This is a genomic window from Campylobacter gastrosuis (assembly GCF_030249845.1).
GTDB lineage: Bacteria > Campylobacterota > Campylobacteria > Campylobacterales > Campylobacteraceae > Campylobacter_A > Campylobacter_A gastrosuis.
This window is the reverse complement of the sequence record NZ_JANURM010000011.1, coordinates 1-20113: the sequence shown is the minus strand read 5'-3', so window position 1 is coordinate 20113 and position 20113 is coordinate 1. Positions and strand designations below refer to the sequence as shown.

The window sequence follows — 20113 nt, the reverse complement described above, 5'->3', positions numbered from 1 at the left end:
AGCTCATTTTTAGAAAAAGGGGTTAAAAATGAGCTTTTTAGATGAGTATAAAATTCACGTAGATGAGCGAAAAGCACTTGGTGTGCCGCCACTTGCGTTAAATGAAACACAGACAAAAGAGCTAGTAAATCTACTAAAACAAAACGATAAAAACCAAGATGAGCTTATTAAAATTCTAGCCACTCGCATAAATCCGGGCATTGATGAGAGTGCGAAAATCAAGGCTGAGTTTTTAAACGAAATTATAAACCACGAGTTAAAAATTTCTGGTATTGATAAAATCACAGCCATTAAAATGTTATCAACTATGCTTGGCGGATACAATGTCATCGTGCTAATCTCAGCCCTGCAAAATGCCGATAAAAACGTAGCAAGCGAGGCTTGCAACGCACTTAAAAACACCATTTTTGTCCATAGCTATTTTGATGAAATTTTAGAGCTTTCAAAGCACAATGAATTCGCACTTGAAATTTTAAAATCGTGGGCAAATGCCGATTGGTTTAAGGCTAAAAAACCGCTAAATGAGCGTATAAAAGCCGTTGTTTTTAAGGTCAGTGGCGAAACAAACACCGATGATTTAAGCCCAGCAGGCGACGCCTTTACTCGCTCAGACATACCACTTCACGCAAATGCAATGCTTAAAAATCGCCTCCCAGACGCTCTTAGCAAAATCAAAGAGCTTAAAGAGCGTGGTTTAGCACTTGTTTATGTTGGCGATGTCGTTGGCACTGGTTCAAGCAGAAAAAGTGGCATAAACTCAATCCAGTGGCATTTTGGCGATGAGATAAATGGTGTGCCAAATAAAAAAACCGGTGGCGTGGTCATTGGCACGACTATCGCTCCGATATTTTTTAACACAGCACAAGATAGCGGTGCCTTGCCGATTGTGGCTGATGTTAGTTTGCTTAATATGGGCGATGAGATTGAAATTTTGCCTTTTAGGGGCGAAATTTTAAAGGACGGCAAGGTCGTTAGCACCTTTAAACTCACGCCAAATACGATAACTGATGAGCTAAGAGCTGGTGGCAGGACGACTTTGATGATAGGCAAGGCTCTTACACAAAAGGCAAGAGAGGCGCTAAATTTAGAGCCTGTAAGTGATATTTTTATAAAAAATGCCGACGTTTTGGCTGACGATGAGAGCGGATTTACCTTGGCTCAAAAAATGGTCGGCAAGGCGTGTGGCGTAAGTGGCATTAGGGCTGGGCAGTATTGTGAGCCTTTAACTCTAACCGTTGGCAGCCAAGATACCACTGGCCCAATGACAAGGGACGAGATAAAAGAGCTTGCTAGTCTTGGATTTGGTGCTGATTTTGTGCTTCAAAGCTTTTGCCACACCGCTGCTTATCCAAAGCCAAGCGATGCGATTTTACACAAAACTCTGCCAAAATTTATAAACTCACGTGGTGGCGTTAGCTTAAAGCCGGGGGATGGCGTCATACACTCGTGGCTAAATCGTATGGTTTTACCAGACTCCGTTGGCACTGGTGGCGATAGCCACACACGCTTTCCTATTGGCATTAGCTTCCCAGCTGGCAGTGGTCTTGTGGCGTTTGCAGCGGTGCTTGGGTCTATGCCACTAAATATGCCAGAATCCGTGCTGGTGCGTTTTAGTGGGAATTTAAAAGAGGGCATAACACTTAGGGATTTGGTAAATGCCATACCTTACTACGCCATAAAACAGGGGCTTTTATCGGTTGATAAAAAGGGTAAAAAAAATGTCTTTGCAGGGCGAATTTTAGAGATTGAAGGGCTTAGTGATTTAAAAGTAGAACAAGCTTTTGAGCTTAGTGATGCAAGTGCCGAGCGTTCGGCTGCTGCTTGTGCCATTGCCTTAAATACCGAACCAGTTATTGAATACATAAAATCAAATATCACGCTAATTGATGAGATGATAAAGGCTGGTTATAACGACGCAAACACGCTAAAAAGACGCCGTGAAAAGATGAGCGAGTGGCTTAAAAATCCGACCCTTTTAAAGGCTGATAAAAACGCAAAATACGCCTATACAATTGAGATAAATCTAGATGATATAACCGAGCCAATCCTAGCCTGTCCAAACGACCCTGACGATGTTGCAACGCTATCTGAAATTTTAAGCGATGATGGGCGTCCTAAAAACATTGATGAGGTCTTTGTGGGTAGCTGTATGACAAATATCGGGCATTACAGGGCGCTTGGCGAGGTGCTTCGTGATAAGGGTCAGCTAAAAACTCGCCTCTGGGTCGTGCCACCAACGAAAATGGATAAAGATAAGCTAACTAGCGAGGGCTACTACTCGGTGTTTGGGGCGGCTGGGGCTAGGATTGAGGTGCCGGGCTGTTCGCTTTGTATGGGTAATCAAGCGAGAGTTGCCGATAACGCCGTGGTCTTTTCAACTTCAACAAGGAATTTTGACAACCGAATGGGTATGGGCGCAAAGGTCTATCTAGGCAGCGCCGAACTTGCCGCTGTTTGTGCGATTTTGGGGCGAATTCCAAGTGCTAGTGAGTATTTTGAGATTATTAAAAATACAATAAATAATAAAACGGATAAAATTTATCAGTATCTAAATTTTAACGAACTAAGCGAGTTTTCGTTATAAATTTGTTAAAATATCAGTTTTAAAAGGAGGCAAACGTGAAAAAGTTACTTTTTGTTGTTTTTTTGTTTGCAAATTTTGCCTTTGCTAGTTGCGATTTAGACAAGCTTAGCCCAAAAGAAATTTTAAACTGCGATGATACGATTTTAGCTATCGCCCCCATAAAAAGCCTACTTGAAGTTAGCAGACAAATTAGGGGCGAGAGCGTGAGTTGCGTTGGCAACGCCCAAGTTAGCACTAGTTTTAAGCAATTTTTATCCGTGCTAATAAACGCCTCTTATGAGCCAAATTCATACGCCAAAACCCTACCTGACGCCCAAAGTGCCGATGAGTTAAGGGAGGCACAGCGTGGATATTTTCGCTACTGGGCGTATAGTGCGTTTTATAATTTTAATAAATTTCGCGAATTTTGGGGCTTTTTTAATGAAGCACAAACTCCGCTTGTGAAATTTTATGAAAAAAAGGGCTATGAAACACTTGAAGCCGCCTACTACGCAACAGCCGTTTTAAACGAGTTTTTAAACTACGCCGTTGGTGGATACGCCGAGCTTTTAAGGATAAAGCCAGATATTAGCGAGGCACAAAAAATTCTTAGCTCAAATGCCACTTTTGAGCAGGTTATGTCGCTACTTTACTCTAAAAATTTAAGCAAATTTGAGCTAAGTGCGATTTTAAACACGGCACTTTTGTTCAACAAAGATGAGGCGATTTTAAACGAAATTTTAAAACGTGGAGCAGACTTGGAATTTGGCGATGAAACGGCTATCTTTTTTGCCTTAAAAAGCCAAAAAAACGTGGAGTTTTTAATCAAAAACGGCTCAAACGTAAATCACAAAAATGCCTTTGGTAAGAGTGCGATTTTTTATGCCGTTGAACTAAAAGACACGGAGCTTGTTAAAATTTTATTAAAAAATGGTGCAAATGTAAATGACAGCTACATTGATCAAAATACAAAGACAGCGCTTTTAAATTTAGGGCAAAATTTGCCGTTTTACCTTGATATGTGCGGTTTAGAGCACACCAAACGCACACTTTTTATGCACGCAGCCGCTCACGCTACGCCTGAAATTTTAAAGCTCCTGGTACAAAATGGGGCGAAAATAGACGCTGTTGATGAGATTGGCTTTAATGCAGTTGATTATGCAAATATGACACAAAACGCCCAAAACGTGAAATTTTTAGAAAATTTAGGGCTAAATGCAAATACATTTTTAGGGGTTGATGATGAAAAATAGTGCTTTTATCACCGGTGCGACATCTGGTTTTGGCAGGGCGATCGCTAAGAAATTATCGCTTGAAGGGTATAAAATTATCGCGCTTGGACGCCGAGAAGATAGGCTAAAAAGCCTTGCCGATGAGCTTGGCAATACGCATATAATCGCTTGTGATATCAGGGATAAAGACGCCGTTTTTAACGCCGTAAAAAACCTGCCAGAAAATTTTAAAGACATTGAAATTTTGGTAAATAACGCCGGACTTGCACTTGGGGTTGATGGCTTTAACGAGGCTAGTTTAGATGATTTTGAAGTGATGATTGATACGAATATTAAGGGGCTAATTTACGCTACAAAGGCGATTTTGCCGATTATGAAAGAGCGAAAATCTGGCTATATTTTAAACATCGGCTCGGTCGCTGGGTCGTGGCCTTATGCTGGCGGCAACGTTTATGGCGGCACGAAAGCGTTTGTAAAACAGCTTAGTTTTAATTTAAGAAACGACGTTAGAGGGCTAAATATCAGGGTTACTGACATTGAGCCGGGGCTTTGTAAGACCGAGTTTAGCGAGGTTAGATTTAAGGGCGATAAGGCAAAAGCCGACGCCGTTTATGAGGGCACAAAGTATCTAAGCGCCGATGATATCGCACAAGTCGTGCTAAACTGCATAAGCTTGCCAAAGCACGTAAATATCAACCGCCTTGAAGTTATGCCAGTTACGCAGAGCTGGGGCGGACTTTATGTTTTAAAAGATTAATTTAAGGGGATTTAATGAGTAGAAAATTTCTGTTTTCGTTGTTAGTTTTGCCGATTATGGCGTTTAGCGACCCTGCTAAAAATGCCGAAATTTTCGGTCTTTGGACGCTTTTACCGCCAGCTATTTCAATTATTTTGGCGTTTATTACAAAAGATGTGATTTTATCGCTTTTTATCGGCGTTTTTAGCGGGACGTTTCTTATAAATATCGTAAATGAAAACGTCTTCGTATCCGTAGTAAAGGGCTTTACCGGCATTGTTTCAAGGGTGGTTAGCTCTATGGCTGATAGCTGGAATGCTGGCATTATGCTTCAAGTGCTTTGTATCGGTGGCGTGGTGGCACTTGTTACAAAAATGGGCGGCACGAAGGCAGTTGCGCTTTGGCTTAGCAAAAGGGCGAAAACTGGCATCGGAGCGCAAATTTCAACGTGGTTTATGGGGCTTTTAGTCTTTTTTGACGATTACGCAAACGCTCTAATCGTCGGCCCAATAATGCGTCCGATAACGGATAAATTTAAAATCAGCCGTGAAAAACTAGCCTTTATCATTGACGCCACAGCCGCGCCTATCGCTGGTATCGCTATCATCTCGACTTGGGTTGGACTTGAAATTTCACTCATTAAAAACGCTTACGAGCTTGTAGGTATCACCGATATTAACGCTTATGGCGTGTTTATTGAAACTATCCCGTATAGATTTTATAATATTTTCATTCTATTTTTCATCGTTTGCACCGCATTTATGGGGCGTGAGTTTGGCTCAATGCTAACGGCTGAGCGTCGCGCTAGAAGTGGCGAGGTGCATAGCGGGCGAGTGAGTATGGCTGATATTGAAGATAAGACATTAGAGCCAAAAGAGGGCATTAGGCTTCAAGCTTCAAACGCCATTGTGCCGATATTTGTGCTAATCATCGGCGCCTTTGTGAGCTTTTATTTTAGCGGTCTTTCATCGCTTGAAGGCGAGGCGTTAAAACTAGCCAAAGAAAATCCATTTACATTTAATACATTTCGTGAGACTTTTGGTGCCGCTGACGCTTCGGTCGCACTTTTTCAGTCGGCACTTTTAGCTACGATTGTAGCGATTACAATGGGCGTTTGGCGTAAAATTTTCTCGCTAAAAGAGGCGATTGATACGTGGGTGAAGGGCTGGAAAACGATGATTATCACGATTGTGATCTTGCTTCTTGCTTGGTCGCTTAGTTCGGTGATTAAAGAGCTTGGCACGAGCAGGTATTTAGTGGATATGCTAAGCCAAAGCACACCAAAATTTATCCTGCCGACAGCCGTTTTTATACTTGGGTCGTTTATTAGCTTCTCAACTGGCACGAGCTACGGCACGATGGGCATTTTAATGCCTCTTGCCATACCGCTAGCTAGCGCTGTGGGCGTTGGCGTGGGACTTAGCGGAGATGAATTTCACAATTATATGATAGTAAATATCGCCGCCGTGCTTACTGGCGCCATTTTTGGCGATCACTGCTCGCCGATATCAGATACTACGATTTTAAGCTCAATGGGCGCTGGGTGTAACCACATTGACCACGTCCAAACACAAATGCCTTACGCCCTAAGCGTGGGCATTATCGCCGTTTTACTAGGCTTCGTGCCGACAGCCTTTGGGCTTAGTGTGTGGGTCGCCTTGCCAGTCGGCTTGGTCGCTACTTGGGCGCTTGTTAGATTTGTGGGTAAAAAGGTTGAGGCTTAGTGGAGTGCCTACATTTAAGGGAGTGCGGTAGTTGCACTCTTTTTTCGCCTTATGATGAGCAGGTTGAGTTTAAGCTAGATTTTTTACGTGAGAATTTTAGCGAGTTTTATAAGGGCGATTTTGAGTTTTTTAAAAGCCATAAGAGCCATTACAGAACTCGCGCCGAATTTGGCATTTGGCACGAAAATAACGCTATTTCATACACGATGAACGGCGTAAATGGCAATAAAATTTTAATTAAAAACTGCCCGAAGGTAAGCTTTGAAATTTATGATTTTATGCCAAAGTTAATTGAGATTCTAAATCAATTTGAGAGCTTAAAATCAAGGCTTTTTGGGGTTGAGTTTATTGATAGCACAAGTGAGCTTTTGTGCGTTTTGCTCTATCACAAAAGGCTTGATGAGAGCTTTAAAAATGAGCTTGAAATTTTAAAATCGGCGTTTAAAAACGTAAATTTTATAGCCAGAAGCAAGGGTGTAAAAATCGTTTTAGATGAGCCAAATTTAAGCGATAAGCTAAAAATTGATGATAAAATTTACACGCTAAACTACGATGAAAACGCCTTTATCCAGCCAAATAAAAAGGTAAATGAAAGTATGATAGGCTGGGCTAAAAGTTGCGTTAAAAACGGCACTGATTTGCTTGAACTCTACTGCGGACACGGCAATTTTACATTGCCTTTAAGTGAGAAATTTAGGGCTGTTTTAGCCACTGAAATTTCAAAAAGCTCGATTAAAAATGCCACGAAAAACTGCAAGTTAAACAATATAAAAAATATAAATTTCGTGCGACTTAGTGCTGATGAGCTAATGAGTGCGTTTAACCACGAGCGTGAGTTTAACCGCCTTAAAAACTTAGACATTTTTAGCTACGATTTTAGCCATATTTTAGTTGATCCTCCACGTGCCGGGCTAAGCAAAAACGTGATAGAGTTTATCAAAAACTATGAAAATATCATCTATATTTCGTGCAACCCGTCCACGCTAAAAGAGAATTTGTGTGAGTTAGCAAAGACGCATAAAGTAGTGCGGTTTGCGGGGTTTGATCAGTTTGCCAATACGCATCACCTAGAATGCGGAGTTTTGTTAACACGAAATTTTGTTTTTTAGTCCTGCTTGTCTTTTTGATTTATACTTCGTTGCGGTCAAAAAATCAATACTCACGTATTTAATATACGCTCCGTTTGATTTTTCGCCCACGCCTTGTCTAAATCAAAAATACTTCACGATTTGAACTGAAAAATTTGTGATTTATCCTGCTTGTCTTTTATATTTAAATTAAGTGCGTGGAGCTTAAATAAATATTTTTCACAACTCCAAAAGGCTAATTTGTAGCCTTTTTTAGGTTATTTATTTTCGCCCCACGCCCTTAAAATATATCAATTTTGAAAATATGGTTGTTTCAAATAAAGTTGTTTTTTTCATTTATACTTCACGATTTAAACTGAAAAATTTTTATCTTGCTTATCCTTTTTGTTTATGCTTTGTTAAAGTTTGGTGTGCGGTTACGTATAGCTTTTTGCTTCGGTTTAAAACGCTAATGTTTTAAAATGCCTTTGCTCACCTGCTTGCTTTGGCTCATTTCCAAGTAGCCACGACTTTTTGCCTCACTCCTACTTACAACCCACTCGGTCGCTCCACTTTAAAAGGCTCGTCCGCGCCCAGCTTAGATGTGTGATGCTTCACGATATTTAACTTCGTTGTAAAATATCTTAAAAATACACTAATACATTTAATAAATATGAGCTACAAAAACTTGTTTTTAGTCTTGGATTTATATAAAAAAACATTAATCATATGAGAGCGATAAGCTAATTTGTATATGTGAGTTTATCTTGTTGCTTCCAATAGTGCTTGTGTCTGACAATCCTTTTAAATTCGTTAGAAATTTTTGTTTTTTATGCATTCAAGTGTCAATACATAGTCTTTATACGGGTCTAAAATAGAAATGTAACTGCTTTTTGTATGATTTTGGCTTTATTTGTTTGTTGAGATAAATATTATTATATACCCCCCCCCCTTTTTTTTTTACTTATTAAGCCAGTCTCCTAAAATCGCATTTAAGAGATAATGTTAAAAATTAAATGGTGCATTTGGTGAGGTATTTAATAATCACATATTTAATCGGCAAAATTTATTGTAGTCTTGCGGTATTCCTATGTCAATAAAATAATCATCAAATACTTTTGCTGTGGATTTTAGTGATAAAAAATTGTCTTGAAAAAACTCTTCAAATGAAAATTTACTAGGTAGATTAAAGGTGTTAAATATATCTTTGCTTATTAGATAAATCCCACCATTAATAAATCCATTTTTTGTAAATTTTTTCTCATTAAAAGATGTTATGTAGCCATTTTTTTCTATACTTACGCTTGCATATCTGTCAAAATCACTCATATGTTTAAGTGCTACGCAAATTTTACTATCATTTAAATTTAATTTAGCCAGTGCGATATCAAAAAACGTATCGCCGTTTAACACATAAGAGCTACTATTTTTTATCATCTTTAACGCCTTGACGATTGCACCGCCAGTTCCTAATGGAGTATCTTCTATGCTATAAATTATATCCATACCAAGATAGTTATCGCCAAAAAAATTTTGTATTACCTCATATTTGTAGGATACTGCTAAAACAACCCTTTTTATTTCTTGTTTTTTTAAGAATTTTAGCACAAAAGCTAAAAATGGCTCATCGCCTACCGGTGCCATTGGCTTTGGGATGTCCTTAATGACACTTTTTAGGCGAGTGCCTAGACCGCCACATAAAACTATGGCTTCATTTACAAGCATTTAAAACCCTTGCCAAACAGCTCTTCTTCTACAATAGCACAGATAATGTGACCTATAAGAATATGAGATTCTTGTATCCTTGGGGTGCAATCAGAAGGCACTTTTATGCAGTAATCACATAAATCTGCCATTTTGCCTCCACTTTTTCCAGTAAGTCCTACACTTATAATGCCTTTTTCTTTGCATATTTTTAATGCCTCTATGATATTTGTGCTATTTCCGCTGGTTGAAATACCGATAAATACATCACCTTTTGTGCCTTGTGCTTGCACCTGTCTTGAAAATAGTTTATCGTACCCATAATCATTGCCAATAGCTGTTAAAATACTTGTGTCGGTCGTAAGTGCAATACTAGAAACACCCGGTCTATCAAAGTAAAATTTACTTACAAACTCCCCAGCGATATGCTGTGCATCCGCTGCACTTCCGCCATTACCTGCTAAGAGTGTTTTATTGCTATTTTTGTAAGCTTTGGTTGTTTCTAATGCTACTTTTTGTATAAGCTCTATTAGCCCTGTATCGCTTAAAATTTTATTTTTAACTTCAATTGAATCAGCAAAATGACCTTTAATATAATTATTTATAGCTTCCACGACTTTGCTCCTTCTTTGGTAAATGAGAAATCTTGCACATAACCTTGTTGCGTATTTAGTGTCTTGACTAAATTATATTTTTTAATAGGATCAACTAAAAAGAACATAAAGCCACCAGCACCAGCACCACTGGTTTTGCCGCTATATGCACCATTTTGCATAGCTAGATTATAAATTCTATCTAGCTCATCATTGCTTACAATTTCTGATATTATCTTTTTTGATTGCCAAGATTTTCCTAAAATTTTAGCAAACATGTCAAAATCAGCTTTAAAAAGCGTCTCTTTCATCGTGATTGCATCTTGTTTAATAGCGTGCATAGCTTCAAGTGATTTTTGATCGCCTAGTTTTCCTTTTTTATGCTCTTCTATATCTTTTGCCTCTCTGGTAATATTAGTAAAATATAAAACTATCCTAGATTCAAGTTCGCTTACAATCCAGTTTTTAATTCGCAAAGGATTTACGATTACTCGTTTATTATCGTAAAATTCCATAAAGTTAAAACCGCCAAATGTAGCTGCGTATTGATCTTGTGCTCCACCAACTATACCTAAATCTTCACGCTCAATTTCATAGGCAAGTTTAGCTATGTCATATTCGCCAAGTGGTAAATTTAGCCACTCTGCAAAAGCACGTATCACGCCAACGACTAAGGTTGAGCTTCCGCCAAGCCCACTTCCGCTAGGCACATCTGAGTATGTATGAAGTGAAAAACTAAGTGGCTTGTGCGTAAAATCTTTAACAAGGCGGTTATAAATTGCTTTAAAAATATCTAAATTTCCATCATTCTCTAATCTCTGACTGCTTGGATATTTGGCGTAAGCACCGGTATCTGGCGAATCAAAAATAATCATATCATCATCTCTTTGAATGAGTGTGCAATGCACATATAAAGAAATTGTAGCATTAAGCACGTAGCCTACGTATTTATCACAATATAAATTTATATCCGTTCCGCCACCAGCAAGTCCTAGCCTAAGCGGAGTTTGAGAGCGTATAATTTTTGCCATAATTTATCCTAAATTTATCTATTTAGTGGAATTCTGCCTCGTTTAATCTCATCTCTCCAATGATTTAGCAGATCTTTAAACATTATTCTAGCTGGAATTTCTGGTTTCCAATCAATAAAGCTTCTTATTTTGGTATTATCAAACATCTGATAATCTGCATCAATAGGGCGAAGTCGCTCGCTGTCTTCTTGCACTTTTATATCATTTCTAGTAGAAAATCCTAGTAAAATTTCAATAACCTCAGGTAGTTTAAAAGCCTCTTCGCCAGCAATGTTAAACGCTTCGCCACAAGGTACATTGCCCTTTTGGCTCTCAACAGATAGCAGATAATACGCCCTTATAGCATCACGACAATCCTGAAACGTCCTAACACTTGATAAGTTGCCGACTTTTATGATTGGCTCTTGTAAGCCAGCTTCAATAAGGGCAATCTGCTTAGCCACAGTGCTTTCAAAAAACACATCACTGCGTCTTGGACCACTATGGGTCCCCATTCTAGTTACATATGTCTTAATCCCATACGCTTCGCCGTAAAATCTGCCTAGATAATCTGTCCCTATTTTACTAATACTATATGGACTTGCTCCGTGAAATGGCGTATCTTCATTTAATTTAACGCCAACCTTTGCTCTGCCATAAACTTCGCTAGAACTACATATATGCACAACTGGGTCGTAACCATCTTTTTGTTTTAATAACCTAATATTTTCTAAGATATTTGCTGTGCCGATAATGTTAGTGTGTAGAGTTTCAATTGGGATATCAAAGGATGTTTTAGGGAAAGATTGTGCTGCTAGATGAAAAATAACATCTGGTCGCTTTGTTTCAAAAAGCTTGTAAATGCTAGAATAATCGGTCAAATCAGCATAAAATACGCTTATTCTATCTTTTTTATTTATTCTATTACTTAAATGATATACATTATCCATAGGTTCTTGCCAACGCATCATACCGATGACATTATAATCCGTATTTTCAAGTAAAAAATCAGCCATTTGTGAGCCAACTTGTCCAGTAAAACCAGTAATTAAAGCTAACACCATTTGATCCTTAAAAATAAATTTCTTGTGATTATATCATTGGTTTAATTAATTATAGATTTTTTTGATTGTAAAGTTCTATCATTTTTTTAAGGCCATCTTGAATTGAAATTTTATTTTTAAAACCGAGTTTATTAAATTTCTCTACACTCATTGTTTTTGCTAATGTGCCATCATCTTTGCTTAGTTCATTTTGAAAAATCAGTTCTCCTTTGTAATTCATAAGTTTAGCAATTAAAAACGATAACTCCTTAATGTTTATAGGTGTGCCATCTGTGAAATTTACAAAAGAGCTTATTAGATTGCCGTTTTCATCATATTCGCAAAGGTCTTTAAAATTAATATTACAAGCAAGATGTATGCAAAAATTTGCTAAATCCTTAGCGTTAGCAAATTCTCTTGCCGCTGTGCCTGTGCCTAGCATTTTAATGTGAGTATCAAATATGCCGTGTTTTTTACAAAATTCTAATGCTAAGTCCTTTTGCATATTCAAATCCTTACAAAGCATATCCATATTGCCCTCATTTAGCTGTTTAGCAAGGTAAATTTTACGAAAAATTCCAGCTTGGACGTGCGAATTTTCAATGTCAAAATTATCATTTTCTCCATAAATGCTAGTGGGTGCTACACATAAAAAATTTGTATTTTTCTCTAAATTTAGATACTCACATAGCTTTATGCCAGCGACCTTGCCAATGGCGTAACTCTCATTATTTGGCTGAAACGCTCCACTTAGCATATAGCTCTCTTTTAATGGCAAAGGTGCGTCTTTTGGATACACACAAGCTGAGGCTATGTAGATGAGCTTTTTTGTGTCATTTGTGGCAGCAGCGTGTATAACGTTATTTTGCATCATTATATTGTTGTATAAAAATTCAGCCGGATACTTTCTTTGTTTAATAAAACCTCCCACAAAGGCGGCCGAAAAAAACACATATTCTGGTTTTTGTTTTTTAAAAAAATCATTCACGGCACTTTGGTTTATTAAATCTAGCTCATCGTGAGTTTTATAGATTAAATTTGTATAGCCCTGACTTTGCAACTCTTGCAAAATGGCACTGCCAACTAATCCTTTATGCCCTGCTATGTAAATTTTTGAGTTTTTATGCATTTGCACTCCTTTTAAGAGTGCAGTGATTTGGAGTAAATTTAGGGTTATTTACTGGTTTTAAATATGGGCTATACCCCCCCCCATTTTGATACCATTCATACATCATTTTTATGCCTTGTTCTAAATTTATTTTGTGTTTCCAACCAAGGGAGTGGATTTTAGATACATCCATAAGCCTATCCATAGTAGAATCGGGTCTAGAAGCATTAAATACAAGCTCGCCTTTAAATCCAACTATATCCTTTATCATATTTGCAACTTCGGCTATGCTGTATGCTACTCCCGAACCTATATTTATGTGTGTGTTCTGTGGATTTGGCTGTAATATTAAATCTTTAAAATTTATATTTTGCATAACAAAAATACTAGCCTGTGCTAAATCATCGCTGTGAATAAACTCTCTTTTAACCTTGCCATTTCCCCATATCTCAACGCTTTTGCTAGATATGCCAAAATCATTTAATAATTTTTTTGCTTCATTTTCGCCCATATTTAAATCATCTAAAACGGCTTTGAAATTATTTTCTTCAAGTAGCTTAGCAAGATGAAATTTACGTATTAATGCTGGCAATACACGACTTTTGCCAAATTCAAAATTTGCCTTTGTGCCATATAGATTATTTAAGGCTAGACATAAAAAATTTGTCCCATACTGGATATTGTATGCTTCACACATAGCAGCTCCGGCTATTTTGGCAATCGCAAATGTATAAGCCCCATACTCTAAATTCCCTTCAAGCATAAAACTCTCTTTTAATGGGTTTTGTGCCAAATATGGATACATATATCCAGAACCATAACAGATTAGTTTTTTTACTGAATTTAAATATGAATGATGAATAACATTGTTTTGTAACATTAAATTTTCATATATAAAATCAGCTCTTTGTGCGACATTTGCTGCTCCACACGGCAAAACAGCACATAAAAATACATACTCTGGTTTTGAAGTAGCAAAAAAATTAGCTACTTCTTTTTGATTGGTTAAATCTAGCTCCTGTCTAGTTTTTAAAATTAAATTATTAAAACCCATTTGTTTTAAATTTTTTACCAAAGCTGTCCCAGCTGTGCCTTTATGTCCTGCTATATAAATTTTTGAGTTTTTATCCATTAAAATCCCTTTGTGTGGTCTTGTGTCATTGCACTAATGTCTCTATCAGATAAAATTGGCGTATTTGTTGGCCACTCTATGGCTATTTTTGGGTCGTTCCAAGCAAATGTAAATTGCTCATTAGCATCTGGATATTGTCCATTAAAAGCCCATTTGTAATAATACATTGATTCACATTTTGAGCTTACGTATTGGGCATTGCCCATTCTTGGTGGTATTAAAATGAGTTTTTGATTGTCTTGATTGATGATAAATTTTTCCCATTTTAAATAAGTTGGACTATCTTTTCTACAATCTACCACAACAGCGTGAATTTCGCCAGTTACGCAAGTTACTAATTTATAAGATTTATCATCGCCGTGAATGCCCCTTAGGACATTTGGCTTAGAAAGCGTAAATTTATCAAGCACAAATTTTAGACCATTAGGTAAAAGCTTATCTATAATATCGCTTGAATAAGCAGACCATATTTCGCCTCTTAAATCCTGAAATTTGCTAGGGGTTATTATATATACGCCTTTTAGCGTTTTTGATTCTTGAATGTCAAATTCTATCGCCATTACGCAGCCTTTAAGGTGGCTTGGGCGATAGATTTAGATTTTAGGCTATACCCCCCCCCATTTTGATACCATTTATATAACATTCTTACTCCTTGTTCTAAATTTATTTTGTGTTTCCAACCAAAGCTTTTAATTTTTGAAGAATCAAGCATTCTGTCCATTGTAGAATCTGGTTTGTCTGTATTAAATTTAATAACGCCTTTAAATCCAACAATATCTTTAATTAAAAATGCCAACTCTTTAATGCTTAAAAACTCGCCACTGCCGACGTTTAAATGTGTTTCTTGTTCTGATTTTAAGTTATTAAAATCAACATTTTTCATAACAAAAATAGAAGCGTCTGCTAAATCCTTAGCGTGAATAAACTCACGCACAACCTCGCCACTTCCCCAAATTTCAACACTATCTTTGCTGATGCCAAATTTGTCTAAAACAGCCTTTGCTTCACTCTCGTTTAGTTTTAAATCCTTTAAAACCAAGTCAAATCTATCTTCATATAGAAGCTTTGCTAAATGAAATTTTCTAAGTAAAGCTGGTAAAACCTTAGCCTTTGTAAGGTCAAACTTGGCAGTTTGCCCATATAAATTTGCAAGATATAAGGTTATGAAATTGGTGTTGTATTGCAGATTGTAGGCTTCACACATCTTCGTGCCTATGATTTTTGGTAAGCCATATGCCACGGCTTTGGTGTCTAGTTTACCACTTAGCAGGTCTTGTTCAGTGATGGGATTTGTTGCTTTTTGTGGATATGCCCAAGCAGAGCCATAAAATATGAGTTTTTTAACATTATTTTCATAAGCAGAATTAATGATATTTGCTTGAAGCATAATGTTTTCATAAATCACACTAGCGGGCGTAAAAAGCCCCAAAGTATCAAGTTTGGCTGCACATAAAAATACATATTCAGGCTTTTGTGATGCAAAAAATTCAGCCACAGCCATTTGATTTGTAAGGTCTAATTCTAGTCTTGATTTATAAATTAAGTTTGTATAGTTTTGCTCTTTTAGCTCTTTTAATATAGCAGACCCAAGTGTGCCTTTATGCCCCGCTATGTAAATTTTTGAGTTTTTATGCATTTGCACTCCTTTTAAGAGTGCAGTGATTTGGAGTAAATTTAGGGTTATTTACTGGTTTTAAATATGGGCTATACCCCCCCCCATTTTGATACCATTCATACATCATTTTTATGCCTTGTTCTAAATTTATTTTGTGTTTCCAACCAAGGGAGTGGATTTTAGAGCAATCAGTGAGCTTATTCATCGCCCCATTTGGTTTAGTTGCATTAAATACAAGCTCGCCTTTAAAGCCAACAATCTCTTTAATTAGAATTGCTAATTCTTTAATTGTAATATTTTCATTTGGTCCTATGTTTAAGTGAGTGTTTTGAATGTCTTTTAAAGATGATTTTAAATCAGAAAAATTTATATTTTGCATTATAAAAATTACAGCATTAGCTAAATCGCTACTATGCAAAAATTCCCTTGTGGGTGTGCCATCACCCCAAATTTCAACGCTATTTTGACTCACTCCAAAACTAGATAAGTATCTCTTAGCCTCATCAAACGAGCTTAAATTTAGGTTTTTAAGCAAGGTGCTTATATTGTTTTCATTTAAAAGCTTGGCTAGGTGCATTTTTCGTAAAATTCCCGGCACAACGTGGGCTTTTTCTAGGTCAAATTTATCGTTGTTGCCATATAAATTTGTAGGTGTAATAGCAATAAAATTTGTGCCATATTGCAAATTATAAGACTCACAAAGCATACAACCAGCGATTTTGGATATAGCATAAGGTTTGTTTGTGTATTCTAAGTCCCCGGTTAGCATAGCACTTTCAGATGTCGGCAAGGCGGCATTTTTTGGATATACGGTGGTTGAAGCTACAAAAATTAACTTCTTAACTCCGCTTTTATATGCTTCGTGGATTACATTACATTCTATCATTAAATTTTGATAGATAAAGTCTGCTCGTGAAATACTATTTGCCATTATTCCGCCAGCTTTGGCTGCTGATAATATTACATATTCTGGTTTTTGTTTTTTAAAAAAATCATTCACGGCACTTTGGTTTATTAAATCTAGCTCATCGTGAGTTTTATAGATTAAATTTGTATAGCCCTGATTTTGCAACTCTTGTAAAATGGCACTGCCAACTAATCCTTTATGCCCTGCTATGTAAATTTTTGAGTTTTTATTCATTAAAAACCTTAATATAAAATGTTTAACTAAGTTAATAAAATGCAAATTTAAAGATTAGTGATTATATAATTTTTTACTAAATATCTACTTAAAATTTGTATGCTACTAAGCACAAAATATAGGGCTTAGTAGCTTAAAGCAAGGTTTATGTTTTAATGGTTTAGTTTTGCATAGCCAAGATATCTCTTTGAGATAAAATCGGAGTTTGTGTTGGCCACTCTATGCCTATTCTTGGGTCATTCCAAGCGTAGGTAAATTGCTCATCCGCGTCTGTGTATTTGCCTATATATGCACATTTGTAATAATACACGGCACTATCAGAACAGACATAATGTGCGTTGCCAAAACCGGCTGGGACGAGTATCATTTGTTGATTGTCTGCATCAATTGTAAATTTTTCATATTTTAGGTAGGTTGGACTATCCTCTCTACAATCTACAACAACTTGACAAATCTGACCATACACGCAAGTTGCAAATTTATATGTGTTTTTGTCGCCGTGAATGCCACGAATTACATTGTGCTTAGAGTGAATGAATTTGTCGTGGATAAATTTAAGATTATTAGGCAAAAGAGAGTCTATGGCTTCGCTAGTAAATGCTGACCAAATCTCGCCTCTTAGGTCTTTAAATTTATTTGGAGTTATTATATACACGCCTTTTAGCGTTTTTGATTCTTTAATATCAAATTCTATCGCCATTACGCAGCCTTTTGGTTGCCAAAATTGGCGATAGAATTTTTAAATTTAATATTTAGAGCCTTACTGCCCACCCCTATGACGCTATTTAGCAAATTGATTTGTCTGCTAATATCTACTTGGTGATTGCCTACAAAAAAGCCATTTTCGTGTATATATTTTGCATTTTTTAGCTCTTTGTGTATCTCGTAATCAAAATATTTAATAACCTCATTTTGTGTAAAATCGCCAGTGGCAATTGGGCGATATTCAATATTATTTGCTTCTAAGACCTTAATAATGTCGCCTCTTTTTAGTTTTGAGTCTTTGCGGATTATTAAAGAAAAACCAAACCAAGAGCTTAAACCTATCTCTTTTTGCATTATAAAATCAGGGTGATTTTCAAAATATTTACTAAACAACTTTGCATTTTCTCTTCTATGCATTAAAAAATTTGGTAGTTTTTTAAGTTGCTGTATGCCAATAGCACCACTCATCTCCACTGGACGGACATTAAATCCAGGCAACACAAATCTAAAAGCCTCGCTAAACCAGTCATCGTTTTTTGGTGCAACTAAATTATCTTTTGGTAAATTTCTAGTCCAGCCGTGAGCTCTAAGACAAAGCAAAATATGATATAACTCTTCATTGTCTGTAACTACAAAACCACCCTCCATAGTAGCCATATGATGAGAATAAAATGTAGAAAAAGTCCCCATAATGCCAAATGTCCCAGCTTGTTTGCCATTATATTCAGCACCCATTGATTCGCAGTTATCTTCAAGTAAAATGATATTTTTATCGCCTATAATGTCCTTAATCGCATCAAAATCATTTGGATTACCAAGTAGATTTACACACATTATTAACCTAGTGTTATCACTTATAGCGCTTCTTAGTGCTTCTAAATCATAATTTAGCGTATATAGGTCAATATCTACAAATTTAAGCTTCAATCCATACTGATGTAGCGGATAGTAAGTTGTGCTCCAAGACACAGCTGGGACAATAACCTCATCGCCTCGTTTTAACTTGTTATTTTTGGTGTAAAATAACGCAGCTGTGGCAATTAAATTTGCAGTAGAGCCAGAACTTGTCATTACGGCGTATTTTGAGCCTGTAAATGTGGCAAAATCTTGCTCAAACTGAGCTACTTGTTTGCCCATCGTAAATATGTCGCTTTTGATGACTTCATCAATTGCACTTAACTCCTTGTCATCCCAAGTGGATGACGCCAACGAATAACCTTGCATAAAAAATCCTTTATAAAAAATAGACTCAAATTATATAAAAATTTAGTTAAATCTAACTTTGCATATTTTTAACTTAAAATTTTCACAAATTATAAATACTCATCTTTTAGTCTTTTTGCTAAATCAATAGACCTTTTAATGCAAACATCCATATTATAATACTCCCATTCGCCAAAACGTCCGTGAGAGATTAATCCTATTGAATTTAAATAAGAGATAGATTTTTGTTTAGACTTGGTATAGTTTAAATCAAAATGCACATAAGCGTGTTCTGTAACATTGTAATCAATAGGATTTTTTAAGAAAGGTATTTTTTTACCCTCTTGTGCCAACTTTTCGTACGGCACATTGCCTATGACTTCTGTCGTGCAAAATTTGCCATTTGGCTGGACGATTGAGCCGGTATTGCTAATCCTATGAAAGCCTATTTTTGGGTCTGGGATATAGCCCCACGTAAAATTCAGGCTACCATCTGTCTCCCAAAGTATATTTGTAACTCTGTTAAATTTTAATTTCTTAAACGCACTTAAAGCATCGGCTGGGATATTACTTAATAAATTTGGCATTAAATCCAAAGGTGTTGTATTAATTAAAATGTCATATCTTTTTTCTCCATTAATAACCCACGAATTATTTTCTTTTACTATACTATCAACATTATAATTTGTGATAATTTTTACACCATCCCCTATCGCTTCTATAAAAGTATTTTGGTTATTTGTTTTTGGATAGTAGAAATTTTTATGAACCATATTGTCATTTGGTCTGTTTAATAAGGCATCATAAAATCCTCTTTTGGTTGGGACTGGTAGCTTCATTTGCTTCTCATCTTCTATCCATACACTATCCATATCCTTAGGCGAAATTTGCCATATTTTTGTATTGTATGGGATAAAATACTCTTTTGCCAAAGTCTCCCCAAAGTGATTTATAAACCACTCTTGTAAATTTGCCCCCCCCCTTATAAGAGGCATTAAACATCTCATTTGTGATTTTAAAAGCCAAATCAGAGTCTATTTTATCTATTTGATTAATAGAAAACTCAATTGGGTAGCTAATCCACCTGTCTTTAAAAAGCACCTCTGCTTTTCTAGCGATATGATTCCATTTGTCTTTTGGCAATACTTTATTAAAAACGAAATCTTTAACATCATCATATTTAGAATCAAAGCAGTGACCGCCATTTACGTGATAAGCCATACCTTTTACGTCTCTTGTCCTGGCTATACCGCCCACAACTGATTGTTTTTCTAAGACTTCTACTTCAAAATCATCTTTTAATAGCCTAGCCACAGACATACCGGATATACCAGCACCTAAAATGCCTATTTTCATTTTTTACCTCTTTTGATATAAAATTCTAATTATTTATTTGGCTCATTTGAGTTTATTTACTATAAACATAAATTTCACAAATCCACCCTTATACCAGTTTTTGCTAGCCTTTATAAACTCTTCGCCTAGTTTGTATTCAAGGCTATCTTTTATCTTTAAAGCCTCTTTGTAATCTGGATAA

At 36.5% G+C, this 20113-nt stretch carries 16 protein-coding genes and 2 pseudogenes; 5 read left to right on the top strand and 13 right to left on the bottom strand.

Features of this window, described 5'->3' with window-relative positions; all coding sequences use genetic code 11:
- Window positions 1-28 precede the first annotated feature (28 nt).
- From NYG85_RS08210 to trmA, 5 genes are read left to right on the top strand one after another with little or no spacing between them, the layout of a single operon-like run.
- A complete protein-coding gene (locus NYG85_RS08210) occupies window positions 29-2584 on the top strand; it encodes a bifunctional aconitate hydratase 2/2-methylisocitrate dehydratase (protein WP_284938008.1) in 2556 nt (851 codons plus the stop codon).
- A 35-nt stretch (window positions 2585-2619) separates the two neighbouring features.
- Window positions 2620-3816, top strand: coding sequence for an ankyrin repeat domain-containing protein (locus NYG85_RS08205; RefSeq protein WP_284938007.1), 1197 nt, complete (start codon window positions 2620-2622; stop codon window positions 3814-3816).
- Window positions 3806-4552, top strand: coding sequence for an SDR family NAD(P)-dependent oxidoreductase (locus NYG85_RS08200; protein ID WP_284938006.1), 747 nt, complete (start codon window positions 3806-3808; stop codon window positions 4550-4552). Before NYG85_RS08205 ends, NYG85_RS08200 begins: the two co-directional genes overlap by 11 nt.
- Window positions 4553-4608: 56 nt before the next feature.
- Complete coding sequence (locus NYG85_RS08195; RefSeq protein WP_284938040.1) at window positions 4609-6255, top strand: Na+/H+ antiporter NhaC family protein; 1647 nt, start codon at window positions 4609-4611, stop codon at window positions 6253-6255.
- A complete protein-coding gene (gene trmA / locus NYG85_RS08190; RefSeq protein ID WP_284938005.1) occupies window positions 6255-7364 on the top strand; it encodes a tRNA (uridine(54)-C5)-methyltransferase TrmA in 1110 nt (369 codons plus the stop codon). The genes NYG85_RS08195 and trmA overlap by 1 nt, the downstream gene beginning before the upstream one ends.
- A 1002-nt stretch (window positions 7365-8366) precedes the next feature.
- Here the strand turns inward: trmA and hddC are convergent.
- The 13 genes and pseudogenes from hddC to NYG85_RS12255 form a co-directional block, all read right to left on the bottom strand.
- Window positions 8367-9047 (bottom strand): D-glycero-D-manno-heptose 1-phosphate guanosyltransferase, encoded by a 681-nt coding sequence (gene hddC / locus NYG85_RS08185; protein ID WP_284938004.1) that lies wholly within the window; start codon window positions 9045-9047, stop codon window positions 8367-8369.
- Window positions 9038-9640 (bottom strand): D-sedoheptulose 7-phosphate isomerase, encoded by a 603-nt coding sequence (gene gmhA2 / locus NYG85_RS08180; RefSeq protein ID WP_284938003.1) that lies wholly within the window; start codon window positions 9638-9640, stop codon window positions 9038-9040. Before gmhA2 ends, hddC begins: the two co-directional genes overlap by 10 nt.
- A complete protein-coding gene (gene hddA, locus NYG85_RS08175; RefSeq protein ID WP_284938002.1) occupies window positions 9628-10650 on the bottom strand; it encodes a D-glycero-D-manno-heptose 7-phosphate kinase in 1023 nt (340 codons plus the stop codon). The genes gmhA2 and hddA overlap by 13 nt, the downstream gene beginning before the upstream one ends.
- A gap of 14 nt (window positions 10651-10664) precedes the next feature.
- A complete protein-coding gene (locus NYG85_RS08170; RefSeq protein ID WP_284938001.1) occupies window positions 10665-11693 on the bottom strand; it encodes a GDP-mannose 4,6-dehydratase in 1029 nt (342 codons plus the stop codon).
- A gap of 49 nt (window positions 11694-11742) precedes the next feature.
- Entirely contained in the window at window positions 11743-12801 is a 1059-nt protein-coding gene (locus NYG85_RS08165) for an NAD-dependent epimerase/dehydratase family protein (RefSeq protein WP_284938000.1), read from the bottom strand.
- Complete coding sequence (locus NYG85_RS08160; protein ID WP_284937999.1) at window positions 12794-13912, bottom strand: GDP-L-fucose synthase family protein; 1119 nt, start codon at window positions 13910-13912, stop codon at window positions 12794-12796. Before NYG85_RS08160 ends, NYG85_RS08165 begins: the two co-directional genes overlap by 8 nt.
- A complete protein-coding gene (locus NYG85_RS08155; protein ID WP_284937998.1) occupies window positions 13912-14472 on the bottom strand; it encodes a dTDP-4-dehydrorhamnose 3,5-epimerase family protein in 561 nt (186 codons plus the stop codon). The genes NYG85_RS08160 and NYG85_RS08155 overlap by 1 nt, the downstream gene beginning before the upstream one ends.
- Window positions 14472-15548, bottom strand: a complete 1077-nt coding sequence (locus tag NYG85_RS08150) for an NAD-dependent epimerase/dehydratase family protein (protein ID WP_284937997.1) — start codon at window positions 15546-15548, stop codon at window positions 14472-14474. Before NYG85_RS08150 ends, NYG85_RS08155 begins: the two co-directional genes overlap by 1 nt.
- On the bottom strand, window positions 15541-16668 hold the full coding sequence (locus tag NYG85_RS08145; protein ID WP_284937996.1) for a GDP-L-fucose synthase family protein: 1128 nt from the start codon (window positions 16666-16668) through the stop codon (window positions 15541-15543). Before NYG85_RS08145 ends, NYG85_RS08150 begins: the two co-directional genes overlap by 8 nt.
- A 160-nt stretch (window positions 16669-16828) precedes the next feature.
- Window positions 16829-17368, bottom strand: a complete 540-nt coding sequence (locus NYG85_RS08140; protein ID WP_284937995.1) for a dTDP-4-dehydrorhamnose 3,5-epimerase family protein — start codon at window positions 17366-17368, stop codon at window positions 16829-16831.
- The gene (locus NYG85_RS08135) at window positions 17368-18597 is read right to left on the bottom strand and encodes a DegT/DnrJ/EryC1/StrS family aminotransferase (protein ID WP_284937994.1); all 1230 of its coding nucleotides are present in this window, start codon (window positions 18595-18597) and stop codon (window positions 17368-17370) included. The genes NYG85_RS08140 and NYG85_RS08135 overlap by 1 nt, the downstream gene beginning before the upstream one ends.
- A gap of 89 nt (window positions 18598-18686) precedes the next feature.
- A pseudogene (locus NYG85_RS08130) lies at window positions 18687-19932 on the bottom strand (protoporphyrinogen/coproporphyrinogen oxidase).
- Window positions 19933-19974: 42 nt separating this feature from the next.
- A pseudogene (locus tag NYG85_RS12255) lies at window positions 19975-20113 on the bottom strand (alpha-2,3-sialyltransferase); the annotation flags it as partial.